At 39.7% G+C, this 16,931-nt stretch carries 23 protein-coding genes; 20 read left to right on the forward strand and 3 right to left on the reverse strand.

Features of this window, described 5'->3' with window-relative positions; genetic code table 11:
• Positions 1-38: 38 nt before the first annotated feature.
• Positions 39-377 carry a helix-turn-helix domain-containing protein gene (locus tag QM657_RS07265; RefSeq protein ID WP_415065932.1) on the forward strand — a complete coding sequence of 113 codons (339 nt, stop codon included), beginning with the start codon at positions 39-41 and terminating at the stop codon, positions 375-377.
• A gap of 82 nt (positions 378-459) precedes the next feature.
• Here QM657_RS07265 and QM657_RS07270 read toward each other — a convergent pair whose 3' ends face one another.
• Positions 460-777, reverse strand: a complete 318-nt coding sequence (locus tag QM657_RS07270) for a helix-turn-helix domain-containing protein (RefSeq protein WP_415065933.1) — start codon at positions 775-777, stop codon at positions 460-462.
• Between the two features lie 446 nt (positions 778-1,223).
• Here QM657_RS07270 and QM657_RS07275 point away from each other — a divergent pair, with 446 nt between their 5' ends.
• The 3 genes from QM657_RS07275 to QM657_RS07285 are packed head-to-tail and all read left to right on the forward strand — an operon-like array spanning position 1,224 to position 3,506.
• Positions 1,224-1,403, forward strand: coding sequence for a hypothetical protein (locus QM657_RS07275; RefSeq protein ID WP_415065934.1), 180 nt, complete (start codon positions 1,224-1,226; stop codon positions 1,401-1,403).
• The gene (locus QM657_RS07280) at positions 1,378-1,611 is read left to right on the forward strand and encodes a hypothetical protein (RefSeq protein ID WP_415065935.1); all 234 of its coding nucleotides are present in this window, start codon (positions 1,378-1,380) and stop codon (positions 1,609-1,611) included. Before QM657_RS07275 ends, QM657_RS07280 begins: the two co-directional genes overlap by 26 nt.
• Positions 1,608-3,506 carry an N-acetylmuramoyl-L-alanine amidase family protein gene (locus QM657_RS07285; protein ID WP_415065936.1) on the forward strand — a complete coding sequence of 633 codons (1,899 nt, stop codon included), beginning with the start codon at positions 1,608-1,610 and terminating at the stop codon, positions 3,504-3,506. Before QM657_RS07280 ends, QM657_RS07285 begins: the two co-directional genes overlap by 4 nt.
• 206 nt (positions 3,507-3,712) lie before the next feature.
• Here the strand turns inward: QM657_RS07285 and QM657_RS07290 are convergent, their stop codons facing one another.
• A complete protein-coding gene (locus tag QM657_RS07290; RefSeq protein ID WP_415065937.1) occupies positions 3,713-3,910 on the reverse strand; it encodes a helix-turn-helix domain-containing protein in 198 nt (65 codons plus the stop codon).
• A 209-nt stretch (positions 3,911-4,119) separates the two neighbouring features.
• Between QM657_RS07290 and QM657_RS07295 the strand changes: the two genes are divergently transcribed.
• From QM657_RS07295 to QM657_RS07370, 16 genes are all read left to right on the forward strand, one after another.
• Positions 4,120-5,055 carry a DUF932 domain-containing protein gene (locus tag QM657_RS07295; RefSeq protein WP_415065938.1) on the forward strand — a complete coding sequence of 312 codons (936 nt, stop codon included), beginning with the start codon at positions 4,120-4,122 and terminating at the stop codon, positions 5,053-5,055.
• A 13-nt stretch (positions 5,056-5,068) separates the two neighbouring features.
• A complete protein-coding gene (locus tag QM657_RS07300) occupies positions 5,069-5,443 on the forward strand; it encodes a hypothetical protein (protein WP_415065939.1) in 375 nt (124 codons plus the stop codon).
• Positions 5,444-5,569: 126 nt separating this feature from the next.
• On the forward strand, positions 5,570-6,094 hold the full coding sequence (locus tag QM657_RS07305) for a JAB domain-containing protein (protein ID WP_415065940.1): 525 nt from the start codon (positions 5,570-5,572) through the stop codon (positions 6,092-6,094).
• 50 nt (positions 6,095-6,144) lie between these two features.
• Positions 6,145-7,074, forward strand: coding sequence for a YqaJ viral recombinase family protein (locus QM657_RS07310; protein ID WP_415065941.1), 930 nt, complete (start codon positions 6,145-6,147; stop codon positions 7,072-7,074).
• Between the two features lie 196 nt (positions 7,075-7,270).
• A complete protein-coding gene (locus QM657_RS07315; protein WP_415065942.1) occupies positions 7,271-7,552 on the forward strand; it encodes a type II toxin-antitoxin system prevent-host-death family antitoxin in 282 nt (93 codons plus the stop codon).
• A complete protein-coding gene (locus QM657_RS07320) occupies positions 7,542-7,856 on the forward strand; it encodes a type II toxin-antitoxin system RelE/ParE family toxin (RefSeq protein ID WP_415065943.1) in 315 nt (104 codons plus the stop codon). Before QM657_RS07315 ends, QM657_RS07320 begins: the two co-directional genes overlap by 11 nt.
• A gap of 64 nt (positions 7,857-7,920) precedes the next feature.
• Entirely contained in the window at positions 7,921-8,724 is an 804-nt protein-coding gene (locus QM657_RS07325; protein WP_415065944.1) for a recombinase RecT, read from the forward strand.
• An 87-nt stretch (positions 8,725-8,811) separates the two neighbouring features.
• Positions 8,812-9,072 (forward strand): hypothetical protein, encoded by a 261-nt coding sequence (locus QM657_RS07330; RefSeq protein WP_415065945.1) that lies wholly within the window; start codon positions 8,812-8,814, stop codon positions 9,070-9,072.
• A 119-nt stretch (positions 9,073-9,191) separates the two neighbouring features.
• Entirely contained in the window at positions 9,192-10,565 is a 1,374-nt protein-coding gene (locus tag QM657_RS07335; protein WP_415065946.1) for an AAA family ATPase, read from the forward strand.
• A 182-nt stretch (positions 10,566-10,747) separates the two neighbouring features.
• Positions 10,748-11,677, forward strand: coding sequence for a DUF5688 family protein (locus QM657_RS07340; protein WP_415065947.1), 930 nt, complete (start codon positions 10,748-10,750; stop codon positions 11,675-11,677).
• Between the two features lie 3 nt (positions 11,678-11,680).
• The gene (locus QM657_RS07345; protein WP_415065949.1) at positions 11,681-11,923 is read left to right on the forward strand and encodes a hypothetical protein; all 243 of its coding nucleotides are present in this window, start codon (positions 11,681-11,683) and stop codon (positions 11,921-11,923) included.
• A 22-nt stretch (positions 11,924-11,945) separates the two neighbouring features.
• The gene (locus QM657_RS07350) at positions 11,946-12,194 is read left to right on the forward strand and encodes an LPD28 domain-containing protein (RefSeq protein ID WP_415065951.1); all 249 of its coding nucleotides are present in this window, start codon (positions 11,946-11,948) and stop codon (positions 12,192-12,194) included.
• The gene (locus tag QM657_RS07355) at positions 12,161-12,772 is read left to right on the forward strand and encodes a hypothetical protein (RefSeq protein WP_415065952.1); all 612 of its coding nucleotides are present in this window, start codon (positions 12,161-12,163) and stop codon (positions 12,770-12,772) included. The genes QM657_RS07350 and QM657_RS07355 overlap by 34 nt, the downstream gene beginning before the upstream one ends.
• A gap of 833 nt (positions 12,773-13,605) precedes the next feature.
• A complete protein-coding gene (locus QM657_RS07360) occupies positions 13,606-14,220 on the forward strand; it encodes a Fic family protein (RefSeq protein WP_415065953.1) in 615 nt (204 codons plus the stop codon).
• Between the two features lie 26 nt (positions 14,221-14,246).
• The gene (locus tag QM657_RS07365; protein ID WP_415065954.1) at positions 14,247-14,492 is read left to right on the forward strand and encodes a hypothetical protein; all 246 of its coding nucleotides are present in this window, start codon (positions 14,247-14,249) and stop codon (positions 14,490-14,492) included.
• Between the two features lie 564 nt (positions 14,493-15,056).
• Positions 15,057-16,439, forward strand: a complete 1,383-nt coding sequence (locus QM657_RS07370) for an ATP-binding protein (RefSeq protein WP_415065955.1) — start codon at positions 15,057-15,059, stop codon at positions 16,437-16,439.
• 78 nt (positions 16,440-16,517) lie between these two features.
• Here QM657_RS07370 and QM657_RS07375 read toward each other — a convergent pair whose 3' ends face one another.
• Positions 16,518-16,928: a very short patch repair endonuclease gene (locus tag QM657_RS07375; RefSeq protein ID WP_415066082.1), complete on the reverse strand. Its 411-nt coding sequence runs from the start codon at positions 16,926-16,928 to the stop codon at positions 16,518-16,520.
• Positions 16,929-16,931 lie beyond the last annotated feature (3 nt).

Raw genomic sequence — 16,931 nt, forward strand, 5'->3', positions numbered from 1 at the left:
TGATATTCTGTTTGTGAAAATAGATTAAGGAGGTAGAGATGAATAAAATCAATTATGAAGAAATAGGAAATAGAATAAGGACTATTCGTGAAGCCCAGGGACTGACACAGGAAGAAGCCTCCGAGAGATGTGATATAACGACACCTTTCTATGGAAACATAGAACGTGGGGACAGAAAAATGAGCGTTGAAACTCTTGTCAAAATATCAAAGGGCCTTGGTGTATCTGCTGATGAACTGCTCTTTGGAGATGTGTTGCAGAAATTAGATGAGTCTTCCAGGATATTATCGGGAATTCAAAGAAGAGTGGATGAAAAACAATTTGAAAAATATCTTATGATTATAAAGAATATTGCAACTATCATTGATAGATTATGAAAGACGAGAGGCCGATTTGAAACCGGCCTCTTAATTTAGTGCGCCCTGAGGCGTGCAAATTGAAAAGCCTGTGGCGTTGGTGTCACAGGCTTTTTGTCAGAAATGTATCTATAATATGAAAAATAGCTTCTCTTTCTTTACAAGACAGCAATGACCATTTATTCAATAGATTTGCCTGATCTTCTGTCAATATATTCTCTGTATCGAATCCAAAAAATTCCGCCAGTGAAATTCCAAAGGTATTACAAATCCTTTCAATTTTATCAATTGGAGGTATATTACCGTGCTTATACCAGGTAGCTATTGTCGACTGCGGTATCTCTGACAGTTGCGCTAGCTTGTAGATCGATAAATTTCTTGCCTTGCGTAAATCCTCTATTCGTTTTAAAACATCAAACATAATCCACCTCCTGTAAAGTATTATACGATAATAATATATCGAAAAAACGATAGACAATAGACATAAAATAGCGTATACTATACATCGTATTTACGATATATAATGAGCGAAATTAAACTATATTAAAGGATTGAAGATACAATATTCTGCGATGGAGTGTTATAAGCATTTATTTTTTAGCAGAGTCTTAAAACATTACATTTTTTAAATAGATATTATAAATGTGAATAGTGACATTTATTCACTGATAAATATTGCAGACTTTTATAAAAAATATTTACGAGGACATAAGGTGTCACTATTGAGTGCTATCATAAAGCTAATCAAGGTAATGATTTTGCCTGACAGGTGGAGGAGGTGCAGGATAGAATGTTCTGAATAAAGGGACCTGATGATGAGAAAAAGAATGCTGGGCCAGGAAGTCCATTAATGGGAAAGGAGGTTTCATGGAGACTTATAAAGTGACAGTATGCCGATTTGGCCATGTAATGATTACAGCAGATTCAGAAGAAGACGCAAAACAGAAAGTGAGCAATTTTTTGCCGGAGCAGATTCAATGGCTTCAGCCGGAAATGCGGGAACCGCCATTTTTAATACTCTATGCTGAGAGTATGTCAGGAAAATAAAACTAGCAATTGTGGATTACATATTGAAATATGGTTCCCAAATAGACACTTGAGCATGTTTATGTTCCGGGTGGCAGACAGGGACAAAACCGGCATTGGAGAAAAACCTGATTTTTCGCAGTTGCTATTGGCCAGAAAGGAGGAAGTGACAGGAAATATAAAGGGGATTGAAAAGTACAAAATATCAAAAAGGAGAGAAAACAAGTGAAAAAGAATTGGAAGTATGGAAGTAAAATTTTGTTATTGGCATTACCGTTGTGCCTGACAGTCGCAATGACATCGCTTGCGGAAAAGTCTGCGGATAATATGGAAGGAACAGATTCATATGATACGGGTGTGACTCTTGCCAGCCCATCACAAGCCTATCAAGAGGAACCTGAGAATGATCAAGAAGAGGAAAATTTACAGACAGGCTGGGGCGAGCAGGAATTGTTTTCATCAAAAGTAATGCTCCAGTCAGAACTGGAAAACTTTATTCCTGCTGAAAATGTGAAATGGGATGAAACTCGTCCAGGATGGGTGACCTGGAATATGGAAAGTCTCTCAGAAGAAGAAAAACATGAGATTAAGCGTGTTGCCATACAGGTATACCGGGATGATGAGCCTGTAGGTTATCAGGAATGGAATGATTTGACAGAGTCAGATTTACGCAGTCATCTTCATGAAAGCGGAGATTATCAGTTTAAGGTGGTCCTTAGCAAAAACCGGAGGATACGAGATATTGATAAAGAGGGTTCTTACTGGTCAGATTTAAGCGAACCATATCATTTTTCTAAAGAAGCTGTAGTGAAGAAAATGCCGAAACCAGAAAAAGTGGAGTGTCTTAGTAACGGAATCATCCGATGGAAGGCTGGTTCCGAAAAAGAGGCATATAAAAGAGCGAATTCTTATCGGGTAAATGTTTATGTGAAGCTGCCGTCTGGAGAGTATGAACTGAGCGACTACAATACTACCTATGGCGAGTCATATAATTGTCTGCCTGTTGTTGAAGATGGTGAGGCATATCAGTTTGAGATCATTGCTCTGGGAGATTTCATTACATATGCTAACAGCGATCCGTCGGAAAAAGTTGAATTTACTGTTGGAGAAGCGGTTGGAACAGGAACAAGCATTATTACTAACATGAACCAGGGAAATGTAAAAGATAACATTGAGAAGGCAAATCTTTCTGCTGCTGAAAAAGGAACTTTACAAACCGCAACTCAAATGAACAGTGGAGCGGCAGATGAGTATGCCAATTTGGAAGAGACATATAGGGATGCAGCTGGGAAAAACACGTTAGAGGTTAATCATGATGAAAGTATTATAACAGAACCTCCTACTGTTATTGGGGCCATTTTAAATGGAGCCACTGGCGTTAAGTTTGAAAAAAGCAGTTCTGTTCCAACAGGATATGTTAATTATTTAGCTGTAGATATAACATTGGAAGGCAGCGGTATATCTGGTGAATTAAGATTTCCGGTACTGATTACAATAGCTACTCCTGAAGGAATGGAGCCAGAGGATTTGGTAATTATCCATGTTAAACACGATGGAACCAGAGAAAGAATTTATCCCAGAATTAATGAAGATGGAACCGTATCCTTTGCGGTTACCCAATTTAGCACATTTTTCTTTATAGACGAGAGTTCTAAAGAAACAGGCTCTTCCAATGGGTCAAATAATTCAAACAGTTCCGGAGGCCGGCTGGTTTCCAGTCAGAAATCAGGTGGAGCAAGTAAAGTTACTGAAACTCCGGGACAGTGGCAGCAGACAGATGCAGGCTGGCAGTTCAGAAAGCCAAGCGGTGAACTGTATCAGAATACCTGGGTTTTTGTAAAAGGGAAATGGTACTGGATAGAGCCTACAAGCATTATGGCTCAGGGCTGGAAGGAATTAAATGGAAAGAAGTATTATTTGGTTCCAGTGTCTGGCGAAATGAAGACAAGCTGGCTTCTGGATAATAACTGTTGGTATTATCTGGAGGAATCCGGTGCCATGAAGACAGGTTGGGCATTAGTAAGTGGAAAGTGGTATTATCTGAATGAAGATGGAAAGATGGCTTCCGATACTGTTACACCTGATGGATACAAAGTAGGTACTGATGGAGCGTGGCTGCAGTAAACGTATACTGGTAATCATAAATAAACCTTAAATATTGGAACCGTGTACATATTTCAGGAGGTTAGCTTAATGTACAAGTTGTACAAGGAAATGCTGGCGGTTATTCTAAAAGCAGTCACGTGCATTCTTGAAATATTAGAAAAAGATGAATAACCAAATTATTCCCCAGGCACTTAGCGGCCTGGGGAAATTTTTGCGGGTAATAATCAGATATGGGGCGGATAATGGCTTTCAGAGAGAACATAATTTTCCAGAGCAAGCTTGGTAATCCGCCATTCCCGGCCCACTTTAAACGCATTTAATTTTCTGCTTCTGCATAGTTTGGCGGCTGTAGCCGGCCTGATATCTAAGATCGTACAGATATCATTTAAATTTAAAAGGTCTCCGTAATCGTCAAACAGCATGTTTTAACCCTCCTTGTGAGCATTTCAAAGTATTTATGGTTATTGAAATGTTTGCAGGAGGGTATTTTAAATCCCTTGGAAAGGCGGTGTAAAAGAATATGAAAAGAAGTTAAAATGCGGAAGATGAGGTTAAAATACCTGAAAAGCCGTAGGGCGGACATAGTTGATGAGAAACGATGTTAAAATTAATGGAGCAAGGAGGAATTTTTATGGCAGCAAATGTAGAGACAATGTTTTTTACAGGAAGAAATGTACCCTGGCATGGACTCGGCACATCTGTATCAGAAGCACCTACATCAAAATCAGCATTAACACTTGCTGGACTTGACTGGCAGGTTATCCAAAAAGAACTGGTGACTGCTGACGGAATCCCTGTTCAAGGATTTCGAGCAAATGTGAGAGATACGGATAACCGAATATTAGGCGTGGTGACAGACCGTTATAAGGTGGTTCAGAATAAAGAAGCCTTTGCTTTTACAGATGAACTGTTAGGCGAGGGGGTGACCTATGAAACGGCTGGCTCTTTACAGGAGGGAAGAAGAACCTGGATTCTGGCAAAACTTCCGCAGCGGTATATTATCAGTGGAGATAAGGTGACCCCTTATCTTGTATTTATGAATTCCCATGACGGGACCGGATCAATCAAGGCAGCTATGACACCAATCCGTGTTGTGTGCAACAACACACTTAACCTGGCTTTGTCTACGGCAAAACGGTTTTGGTCGACCAATCATATTGGTGATATTCGAGGTAAAATGGATGACGCCAGATATACGCTGCTATATGCAGATGAGTATATGGCTGAATTAGGGAAAAGCATTGATTGGCTGAACAGGAAGAAGCTGACGGACAAGCAGGTATATGAATACATTGACGCGCTCTTTCCATTACTTGACAATGGTACAGAGCAGCAGATTAAAAACTTGCGCCGAATGAAAGACGAGGTAAAGGAGCGATATTTTTCTGCTCCAGATTTGCAGCATGTAGGGAAAAATGCATATCGCTTTGTCAATGCGGTTTCTGATTTTGTTACTCACTCAAAACCGCTGCGTGAGCGGGTTAATTACAGGGAGAGTCTGTTTGCTAAAACAGTGGATGGTAATCCAATGCTCGACAGGGCATATGCGATGATGACAGAAGAATAAAGGAGGCAGGCCTATGTGTGTACATAATGAAGAAGAATTTGGAGAAGCATTAAGGGAAGGAAGAGATAAGATTGAGATAGAGGGAGATCTTGCATCTAAAGTGAAAAAGCTATACAAAATCAACCTTGCTCTCTGGAATTTCTGCCTTGTATGTTTGGCAGTGACGATTATTGCATTAATGCAGATTCCTATAACAGGAGGAAGTTCTACGGCGGTCAGTCTGGTTGCCGGGACACCTTTAGCTGCGATTGTGGGAACAAAGGCTGCAGTATCTGCTGTAATGATTGCTGTGGCGGGAGGCGGAATACAAGTTTTATATAAATTAAGACGAGATTATCGTATGCTGAACGAAAAGGATGGAAGGGTTATTATATATTTAAAGAAGTAAGCTTATTTGAGAAAGTGGCAATGGTGTACGAGGATATCTGGTAAATGTGAATAGGCATGTAAAAGCGGGATCTATCAGTTTAATTACTGAAGGCTCCCGCTTTTTGCAAGGAAGGAGAGATTGCTTATGAAGAATGCAACACAGGAAGAAAAGGTAATTGATTTGATGAAGCGACCCATTCCTAAAAAGAAAGTGGGAATCATAAAGCTGAAGATGATTCGAGAAGGAACTTCTGTCTATGGAACGTCACGTTTTCAGGAACCTAAGGAAGCGGCTGATATGGTAAGGCATCTTTTTGAGTATGCTGACCGTGAAATGATGATGGTAATGTCATTAGATGCGGCCATGACCCCAATTGCTTTAGAAATTGTTGCAGTGGGTGGTTTGAGTTCATGCGGAGTTGACGCCAGGGATTTATTTAAACATGCTATTCTTTCCAATGCAGCTAAAATTATTTGTTTTCATAATCATCCATCAGGGGAACCGGCGCCTAGCCGGGAAGACTCTCTTATGACAAAAAGGGTCAAGGAAGCCGGGGAACTGTTGGGGATTGAACTGCTCGACCATATCATAATTGGTTCTAATGGCCGATATGTAAGCTTCAAGGAAGATAGAATTTCGCCATTTGAAGACAGCACTGGTATAGCGTGACGAAAGGACAGGTTATTGGATTTTTATTATATTAAGGAAGGGATGGTACAGTGAGAAAATTAATTTCAACCAATGGATTATCTCATGAAGAATGGCTGAGATATCGGAAACAGGGAATTGGTGGCTCAGATGCAGGTGCGATTTGTGGATTAAATCCTTATGTGAGCCCTATGAGTGTTTTTTATGATAAGACAAATGAAGAAATAGAAACTTACGATAATGAATCCATGAGACAGGGGCGTGATCTGGAGGAATATGTTGCCTGCCGTTTTGTGGAAGAAACCGGCTTAAAGGTACGCCGCTCCAACGCTATATACCAGAATGAGAAATATCCGTTCATGCAGGCTAACGTTGACCGCCTTATTTCGGGAAAGAATATGGGGCTTGAGTGCAAAACGGCCAGTGCTTATAATGCGGATAAATGGGTTGGGGATTCGGTTCCTGCCCATTATGAAATCCAGTGTCATCATTATATGGCCGTTACCGGTGCAGAGGCCTGGTATCTGGCTGTTTTAATTATGGGAAGAGAGTTTAAGTATAAGAGGATTGACCGGGATGAGGAGTTAATACGGAATCTGATTTCCATAGAACAGGAATTTTGGGAGGAGCATGTTTTGATAGGCAATATGCCTGATCCGGATGGCAGCGAGATATCAAACGAAGTAATTAACCGTTATTTTCCGGTAGCTATTAAAAAGTCTGTCCCTCTGCCTTCGTATTTAAACGAACAGTTAAAACGGCGGGAAGAGATCATTCATTTGGCAAAGAAGCTGGAACAGGAGCAGAACCAGATTGAACAGAAGATCAAGCTTTTTATGGGAGAATATGAAGAAGTATTTAATGAGCATTATAAGGTTTCCTGGAGTAATGTTGATACGGTCAGAATTGACAGTAAACGGTTAAAGGAGGAAAGGCCAGATCTTTATAGGGATTTTTCTAAAAGCAGCCAGTCAAGGCGTCTTACTATAAAAGCAGCGTAAATGACTTGGAGAAGGTGGAAGGGTGGATTTAATAACACTCCAGAGTACAATGCGTGTGCAGGAGTAAATTCCGGTTTTGTGTAAGGAAAGATGTAGGATTTACACTTTAATTTAAAGATAATATTCTGAAATACATTGCAAATATATCAATATAATGATATAATAACGATATTAAATGAAGACGGGAGGGAATACAATGGAAGCAATTAGACCTTCATCTGATTTACGAAACAAATATCCGGAGATATCATCTTTGACACGAGAAACAAAAGAACCGGTTTTTATTACGGTAAATGGCCGGGAAGATACCGTTATTATGGGGCATGCTCAATATGGAAAAATGAAAGCTGAGCTGGAATTGTTAAAAATATTGGCAGAAGCCCAGGATGATGTGGATAATGAAAGAACTGCACCTATAGAGGATACATTTTCAGATATCCGCAAAGCCCTTTTAGCGGGGAAGACCTATGAAGTATGATGTAATAAGAACAGAAAAAGCGGATAACCAGATAAAAGATATTATTTATTATATAGTAGATGACTCTGGAAGCGTGGAAGTTGCTCTTTCATACTTGGATAAGTTGGAGCATGCAATAGGGCTGTTAAAGGAGCAGCCTTATTATGGCGCAGAATCAAGGAATTATTCCTTGAAGAAAATGAGATTTAGGGTTTTGCCAGTGGAAAATCATTTGGTTTTCTATAAGGTAAAAGAACGGGATCATACAGTGATCATTTATGCAGTTGTTGATTCCAGACGTGATTATGTTAATTTAATATTTTGATTATTTTAAGAGGGACCGTTTTGCTGAATGCAGGATGGTCCCATTTTGTTGGAGGAGTGAAAACATGCCGGATGTGAAGCAGGAATTAGAAAAAAGAGCAGGGAACAGCGGAGATAAATCTGTGAAGCTGACAAAGAGTATGACCATTGTTGATATGGTGAAAGCACTGGAACCGGAGATAAAAAGGGCATTGCCTACGGTATTGACACCGGAACGGTTTACAAGAATGGCTCTGTCTGCCATTAATAATACACCCAAACTGGCAGAGTGTACGCCTATGAGTTTTATTGCGGCTTTGATGAACGCTGCACAGTTGGGATTGGAACCCAATACGCCTTTGGGACAGTCCTATTTGATTCCTTATAAAAACAAAGGTGTATTGGAGTGCCAGTTTCAGCTTGGGTATCGGGGGCTTATTGATTTGGCTTACCGAAATGAGCGGATGCAGAGCGTAGAGGCACAGGTCGTATATGAAAATGATGAGTTTTCTTATGAGTTGGGGCTTCACCCGTCTTTGGTTCATCGGCCTTCTTTTGATGAGCCGGGAGAGATTCGGGCTTTTTATGCTATATTTAGGCTGGATAACGGTGAATTCCGTTTTGAAGTGATGAGTAGAAATTATGTAGACGCCTATGCTGCCCGGTATTCCAAAGCATTTACTTCAGATTTCAGTCCATGGAAAAGTAATTATGAGGGCATGGCAAAAAAGACAGTTATCAAACAGCTGTTAAAGTATGCACCTATGAAGTCTGAGTTCCAGAAAGCTGTCACCATGGATGAGACGATTAAGACGGAATTATCTGTTGATATGAGCGAGGTTTCCAATCAGGAAGTAATTGATGGAGAATTTACAGAGCAGGTGGCGTGAGAAATGAGGAGATTCGTATAACTATAGTACGCCCTTGCAGTATGAGGCTGCAAGGGATTTTTGCTGATAGAAGGGAAAGGATAAGGAATGGAAGATTTATTGGAACAGATTATTTGTGAACGGATTGAGATGCTGATAAATATGCGTTCTGATGAAGCTGATCATGGGTCAAAAGAGCTTAATCATAAGATGGGAGAAATTCTTGAACGATTGGATGATGAGTCAAAGGTTGCCATAGAGCAGTTTTGGGATGAATGGGTCATGCAATCGGCAGAAGAAAGCCGTTATTTGTACCTTGCCGGTATGAAGGATGGGGTCAGGATTTTAAAAATGATTTTAAAGTTGTGAGGAAATGGAGCAGCGATAATGAAAGATAAGGCTTTCGGGAATATATTTTGCTGAAAGGAATTTGAATTAGGTTTGCGGTGTGTTATGATGGAGGCACTGTAAAGAGGAGGGTGGTCCAGGTGGAACTGAAGCGGGATATTTACGAGGAACTTCTCAAATGGAAAAAGGCAGATACAGGAAAGGTTCTTGAAGTAAGGGGAGCACGCCAGACAGGAAAAACATACATTATTGATAAATTTTCCAGAGAGAATTATAAGACATATATTTATATTAATATGGCCCAGACTTCTGGAGAAGAATTCCTGGAGTGCCTGGATCAGGTGTATGACTGGAAACCGGGAGAGCCCAGGAGGGATAAAGCGTTACAGGAAGCATTTAAATTGTTTGATGGGTGCTTTGAAGATTGTGAAAATACGATTGTTGTTATTGATGAAATTCAAGAATCGGCAAGGGTATATTCATTGATCCGGCAGTTTTCCAGAGAGTTTACTTCTAATTTTGTTGTGGTTGAAAGTTATCCAGGGAAAACTTTATCAAGAGGTTATTTTAAGCCTGTGGGAGATTTGGATATCCTTACTTTATATTCGTTGTCATATGAAGAGTTTCTGGACGCATTTGGAAAGCGGGAACTTTATAATGAAATTGACCTATATGGTGGAAGCAGTCATGATGGGTATGATGAACTAAAAAAGTATTATGATATTTACTGTCAGATTGGCGGGTACCCTGCCGTTGTGAAAAGGTATCTGGAAGATCAGGATATATCGGCCTGTATGGGGGAACTTCATAAGGTGATTCAGATATTTATTGAAGAATCACAGTCATATTTTGAGGATATCCTTGAAGTGAATCTGTTTGGACAGCTTCTTCCGGCTATAGCCCATACCATGATTAAGGAAAAAAAGGGTTCCGATGATCTGATTACAGAATTATCGAAGATTGTTTACAAACAGGAGAGCAACCGGGTTACAAAGAAGAGTATTAATCAAACGATTGCATGGTTGTTTCGCTCCCATATTATAGACTTTTGCGGTAAAGCCAATGAGTGCAGTCCGGTAAATGTATCTATGAATAGCCGTTTTTATTTCCTGGATGTCGGGGTATGCAAATATTTCCTGGATATGGCGGGGGCTGATTTGGCAACGCTTAGGGGAATATTAGGTGAGAACTTTGTGTATATTGAGCTGCTGAAGCGGATAAGGGAATTTAAGATGGCAGGAACCGCTCCAATGTTTGGTACGTATAAGGAAGGGGAAATTGATTTCCTTATAAACAGCCGTGAAAATTATAAGAACTATGGGGTGGAGGTAAAAGCTGGGAAATCAGAAGGAAAGACAGCGCAGCAGCTTTTAAAGGATGAAAAGGTGGAAGCTGTTTATTTCCTGAAAAGGGATACTTATGGCGGAGTGGCAGACCGGAAAATAACTGTACCTATTTATTTGGTGGGAAGAGTCCAGTTTGATTATGAAAGAGGGAATGAAAAGACGTCCTGAGTATGTAAACGAGAGGCTATAGTCTGAGTTTGAGATTATAGCTTCTTTTATGTTGCGTTGGGGAATGAGTGTGAATTTGTCTGTGTGAAGTGGGTAAAAGAATGAGTGATTTTCTGCTAGAGGCATTTCTAAGGAGATGCTTCTTTTTGATGTCTAAAATTAAATGAATGGAGGAAATGTAAATGAATTACGATCTGTTTTTAAAAGAGGTTACAGCAAAAGTACAGGAAAAGTTGGGTGCTGGATATAAAGTGGGGATTCAAAAGGTGACAAAAATCAATGGAGTGGTGTTAGACGGGCTGGTAATTTCTGTGTTGGATAAAAATTTTGCGCCGACAATATATTTGAACCCATATTATACGTGTTTTAAACAGGGGCAGCCATTGGGAGATATCCTGGAGGAGGTTATATCGGTGTATAAGGAAAATTCGGATGCCGTCTTGGGCGATATGAAAAGATTGCTGGATTTTGAAAATCTGAAAGAAAAGGTTGTGTATAAGCTGATACAGAGGGGGACTAATCAGGAACTGTTAGATGATGTACCGTATTTTAAGTTTCTGGATCTGGCAGTAGTTTTCTACTTGATTTTAGATGAAAATGAGGAGGCTCAGATGACAGCTTTGATTCATAATTCTCATATGGTTACCTGGGGGACAACAAAAGAAGAACTGTGGGAGCTGGCAATGAGAAATACTCCGGTGTTACTGCCTCCTGTGATTCGAGCAATGAGAGATATCATGCGCGAAATTTTGAAAGAACAGTTTGAAGATTTGTATGTGGATGAATTTTTTAATGATTTTATGGGGGAAGACCTGGGAAAACCACCGCTTTATGTGCTTTCAAATAGGAAGCAGATGAACGGGAGCAGCTGTATCTTATATAAAGGGTGCTTGGAGAAATTTGCTTCGGAACAGAATGCAGATGTTATTATACTTCCATCGAGTCAGCATGAACTTATATTAATTCCTGACAAAGGGGGCCTGGATTATGAGGATTTACAGGAAACGGTTAAGCAGATCAATAAAAGCGAAGTGCCGGTGGAGGATGTTCTGTCAGATTGTGTTTATAAATATGACCGGGCCAAAGATCAAATTGTTGTGTTGGGGAAGTAGGATATGGTAAAAATCAGGCAGTTTGTAAAGGTGGTAAATGAGAATGTTTACAGTCAGAGTACACGAAAATGCTCATTTAAAGAAGTGGACTTTTCTGGTTTTGACGAGCAGATTAACCGATTTATGGCAGATAAGAAGGTTCTTGATGTGAAAGTGAATACATATACGACACACCGACATAACAATGCGGGCTATGATGAGGTAAAAGCATTATATACGGTGATATATGAGGAACAGGAGGAATGAGATACGATATAGAAATATTAAAATGCAGAAGGTGGAAGTCAGAGGTATTGTCTGCGAGTTTTACGATATGAGAATAGACCGGACGACAATTCCAGAGGGGAAGTTTCTGTATGAGGTTGCGGATGATGATGATGATGGCTGCGGTGATCCGGCAAGGATAAAAGTGTGTATACTGGTAAATTTCTTTGGAACGCTTATTTGTGATAGGGAGTTGGCTCTTGAAGATGAAGGCGTTTTATGGGTAATGGCTGGGGACTGGAGGTGGTTATAGCCTTGGGCAGGAAATATAAAGAAATTAAAAATGGAAGAGGGACCACACTTCAAATTAATCAAAATGATTATATTAGCATTGGGAGGGGTGGGGAAGATGTTATGCTCCGCTGCAAACATAAGGTGCTTGCTTTCCAGACATGGGAACAATTCGTTGGTGCGGTTGATCCGTTAAAATGCAGTTATAAAGATGATTCTCAAAAAGGGAATGAGGTTATTGGTATCTGTATTGTGAATGGTGATGGGATATTGCAGGAGTTTAAAAGGTCATATTACCGGCAGGGATGGATATTTAAGAATTCCTATGCATTTAAAAATGAACCTCAAAAGCCATGTTATGTCCCGGAACTATCCAATACGATTTATACCAGGGAGGATTTTCTGAGTATGTGCAATGATCAGGCTGATATAGCTGAAATCGTATTTGAAGCAGTTGATTGGCAGCATCCGGAAACGTACCTGGAAGAGCAGTATGCTACGGGAGAGATGACAATCTGTGATGTTTGCGGAAAGATATTCCTTAGCTATGAGGTTGAGAATTGTCCGTATTGTGGAGTTAATGGGAGGTCATCAGGATAAGGAAATCTTGTTAGTATTTTCAAGAACATAGTTCCGCGACGTTTTCTTGCAACGAATATATATAACAAAGCGGTTGAAAAGGTTCGCCCTATTGGACATGGATTCAGTATAAAGTCTGTGGCCGATAGGGTGCTTTTCGCATATTTGGGAAATAGAAAAAAGGATAATACCACTGGAAAGTGAAATTTTTAATGGAGAGAGAAATAATAAGTTATGTGACAGATGATAGAGAGAAACCTGTGATATCGGGGAGTTGCAGAAAACGGTTGGTCAGATAAGTGAAAGTGAAGTGCCGAAAGAGGAGGTGTTATCGGATAGGATTTATAAGTATTCCCGGCATGAGTGTAGGATTAGTCTTGTAGACTAAAATCAGATTCATTGTATGCTGTTAATTGCTCCTATGGTTGAAGACCATAGGAGCAATATGCGAAAGAAATATATTTTTTTTAGAAGAAAATAGTTAAGATATTATTATTAAAGAGTGTAAAATATGCTATAATGTTTACAGGTCATTATGCAAAATTAGAGATAAGAAAAAATAGATAGAGTTTATAGAAATCTTTGAATAAAGCACAGAATATTTGGCAGTAATTAAATAAGGGATGGTTAAGTTACTGAATCAGGAGATTGTAGCAGAGTTTGAGACATTGCTATCAGAGCCTAAATTAAGAAAGGTTGGGGAAGGGTTGGATACTAATTTTATAAAAAAAGTGGAATTATGCCATCAGGTTATAAGGAAAGCCAGACCGTTTGAAGGGGATATGTTGAAACAGGTACGTGATTTCTTTCGCATTTCTACAACTTGGTCTTCAAACGCTTTAGAAGGAAATACATTGACAATTAGTGAAACAAAGGTGCTTCTGGAGGACGGAATTACAGTCGGAGGTAAATCCCTTAGAGAAGCATTGGAAGCTTATGGACACAGCCACGCTTATGATTACATGTTTTCTCTGATTGATAAGAAAACAATTCGAGAATCAGATATTAAGGAACTTCACCGACTTTTTTACTCTGGAATATCTGAAAGCAAAGCAGGAGTATATAGAACGGTACGTGTCGTTATCACAGGTTCATCTTATCCGGTTTGTGCACCGGACAAGATAGGACAGGAGATAAAACATTTGTGTGACTGGATAGAAAAAGAGCGAAGCAGCTATGATCCGGTTACCTTTGCTGCAGAATTACATCGGAGGTTTATATTTATCCATCCATTTGAAGATGGGAACGGGAGGACGGCCAGGCTGCTGATGAATACGGCTTTGATACAAAAGGGGTATTTGCCTTGCGTTATCTCTCCTTATATAAGAAATGACTATATTCAGGCGTTGGAAGGGGCGCATACAGAGCCGGAGAAATTTATCCGGTTTATTGCAGAGGCGGAGTTGGAGACAGAAAAGGATTTTATCAGGGCATTGGGGCTTGAGATGCCGGACCTGAAAAACATTTAAGGGAAATAATTGCGGCGGAGAATACTATGATGCAGTTACCATATTCTGAAGATTTAAATGTTGAGCGTTTAGGAAGACTGTTTGATAAGATGAGTGAATCGTATAAGATATTTTGGTTTCAGGCAATCGTGAATAAGGTTATCTCTGAGAAAGAGACAATGACATATCAAGAATTGATAAATGAAATGATTGCAGATTCCTGGTATATGGTGTCTGAGTATAAGTTGAATTTGGGACCATCGGATACGTTGGAAGCGTGCCTGGATGAGTAGTATGCTACTGGAGAGAAGACAATCTGTGGTGTTTGCGGAAAGATATTTCTTAGTTATGAGGTTGAGAATTGTCCGTATTGTGGAACTAGTGGGGCTTGATCAGTATAAAGAAAAGTTGCTGATATTTTCTAGAGCATAGCTTAGAGATGTTTCACGGTAACAAACGTAGAGGGCATAGTGGTTGAAACGATTTACTCTATCGGATATGGGTTGAGAATAATATCATGCCCGATAGAGTATTTTTACATATTTTGGACTTGTGTAAAAAGATGATACCATTGGCAAGTGAATTTTTTAATGGAGAGAAAAATAATAGGTTCCGCCAAAGTAAGAATCACAGAGAAAAAATTGAATAGGCAATTAGTTGAATTGAAAAAGATATGGCTGTATGCCCAAGAAAATAAAGTGGCCTATATAGCTAAAAAATAATTAGGATAATCCATTCTTAAAGAAAATACTATGAGAAGATATAATAGGAGTAATTAATGGCAAGGATAATAATTAGCATAGAAGGAATCTGTATATCAACTACGGGAATTTAGGCTGTGAGAGGGAGGGATTTAATTGAGAAACCGGGGCTTTATTAGGAACGAAATAGAATTAGAGCGTGATGTCCAGGACGAATTATTGGAATGGAAGAAAAAACGCCATCATCTGGTGTTGCAGGTAGAGGGGCCAAGACAGGTAGGAAAGACCCACGAAGTGCGAAAGTTTGCATATCTACATTATAAACAGGTTATTTATGTCAATATGGTACGGGATGAGTTTGGATTTGAGGACTTATTATCGGAAAATGATTTCATGAATCAGTATTGTCAAAGAACTGGTATAGATGGATTTGTTGACGATGAAAGTACGATATTAATTATAGATGAAATCCAGGAAAGTACAGTTATTTATAATTCCATTCGGGATTTAAGGGAGCGTTTATCCTGTGATATTATTGTAAGTGGAAGCTATCTGGCCAGGACTGTCAATTCAAAGGATTTTTTTCTACCGGCAGGAATTGCTTATCTTCGCATGTTTCCGCTGTCATTTAAAGAATTTTGCCGTTCCATAGATCTTGAAGGGATTCTTGAAAGAGTGCATTTGTTTGGAGAATCGCCGGAAGAAGAATATGAGCAGTTGGAGGAAGCATACCGAATATATCGCCACATAGGTGGATATCCCCAGGTGGTGACTACCTATATTAAAACAAAGGATGAAAATGACTGTATGGAGATCCTTGGAGATCTAATACGGACATTTACAGCGGAATCAAGACGTTTCTTTTCTAATAGTACGGCACTTAGTATATTCAGTGAAGTATATAAATCCATCTTGGTTCAGATGGCAGAAGAAAAAAAGGGAGGCGGTAAATCTTTTATAGAGTTTGTGACAAATTTTGTGAAAGATTCTGTAAAGGAACCTGTCAGCAGGAATGAGGTAAGGGCAGCGGCCTCATGGTTGTTGTATTCGGGAATCATTGGATATTGTGATTTGTATAATAACGGTGATGTGACAGATGTGGTCAGCAACCGTCGGGCTTATTTTGCTGATACTGGAATTGCCTATTATATATCCAATCTGGTGACTGTTGCGAGGGACGCTATAGAGGGGATGTTGACCGAGACTTTTGCTTATACAGAGATTGACCGATTATATCAAATGCCTGTGGGAAAGAAAGTGGTTAGAGGAGATAAACCTTGTTTTTCTATTTGTGGTGATTATGAATTGGATTTTGTAGTGGTAGATCATGAATATTTGAAGTGGGGAATTGAAGTGAAAACGGGAGATAACCGGGCAAAATCATTGGTATTTTTTAAGGAAAGGGGGATGATTGATAAAGCGTTTAGGGCTGCGCCAACAAAAGGAGGGCATGGGGAGAAGTTTGATACGATTCCGATTTACTTGGTTGGTGTGAGGTTTCCCTATGGCGTACCAATAATAAGAGAACGCACAAACTAATAGGGTAATGAGCGAGGGCCGGGCGGTTTATCCCGCCCTCTCTTCAATCTTGCTCTTGGGTATTAAGACATTTATTTACTATGGCAATTTCTCAAAAATAGGTTTTAACTTATTGTCCAGCATCGCTTTATTTTTTCTCTTCAGTTCACATTCCCAAATTCTTATTACGGTCCAACCTCGGTTTATAAACAGCCATGTAACATCTTTGTCTCTCTGAATATTACCGCCAATCTTTTTTAACCAGAATTCCTCGTTGTTTTTGGGATGAGTGTTCCGGCAGTCGTGTCCATGCCAGAAACATCCGTCCACAAAAATGGCGATTCTCTCTTTGAGGAAAACGAAGTCGGGGTGTCCTTTGACCGGGTATCCTCGTCGCCAGCCGTTTATACCTTGCTCACGGAAGATGGCGATAAGTGCCAACTCGGTGGACTTGTTGCCCTTCCCCTTAATGTTCCGCATCACGGTGGAACGTTTTTCTTTATCATACACATC

This window comes from Lacrimispora sp., assembly GCF_047605665.1.
Taxonomy (GTDB): domain Bacteria; phylum Bacillota; class Clostridia; order Lachnospirales; family Lachnospiraceae; genus Lacrimispora.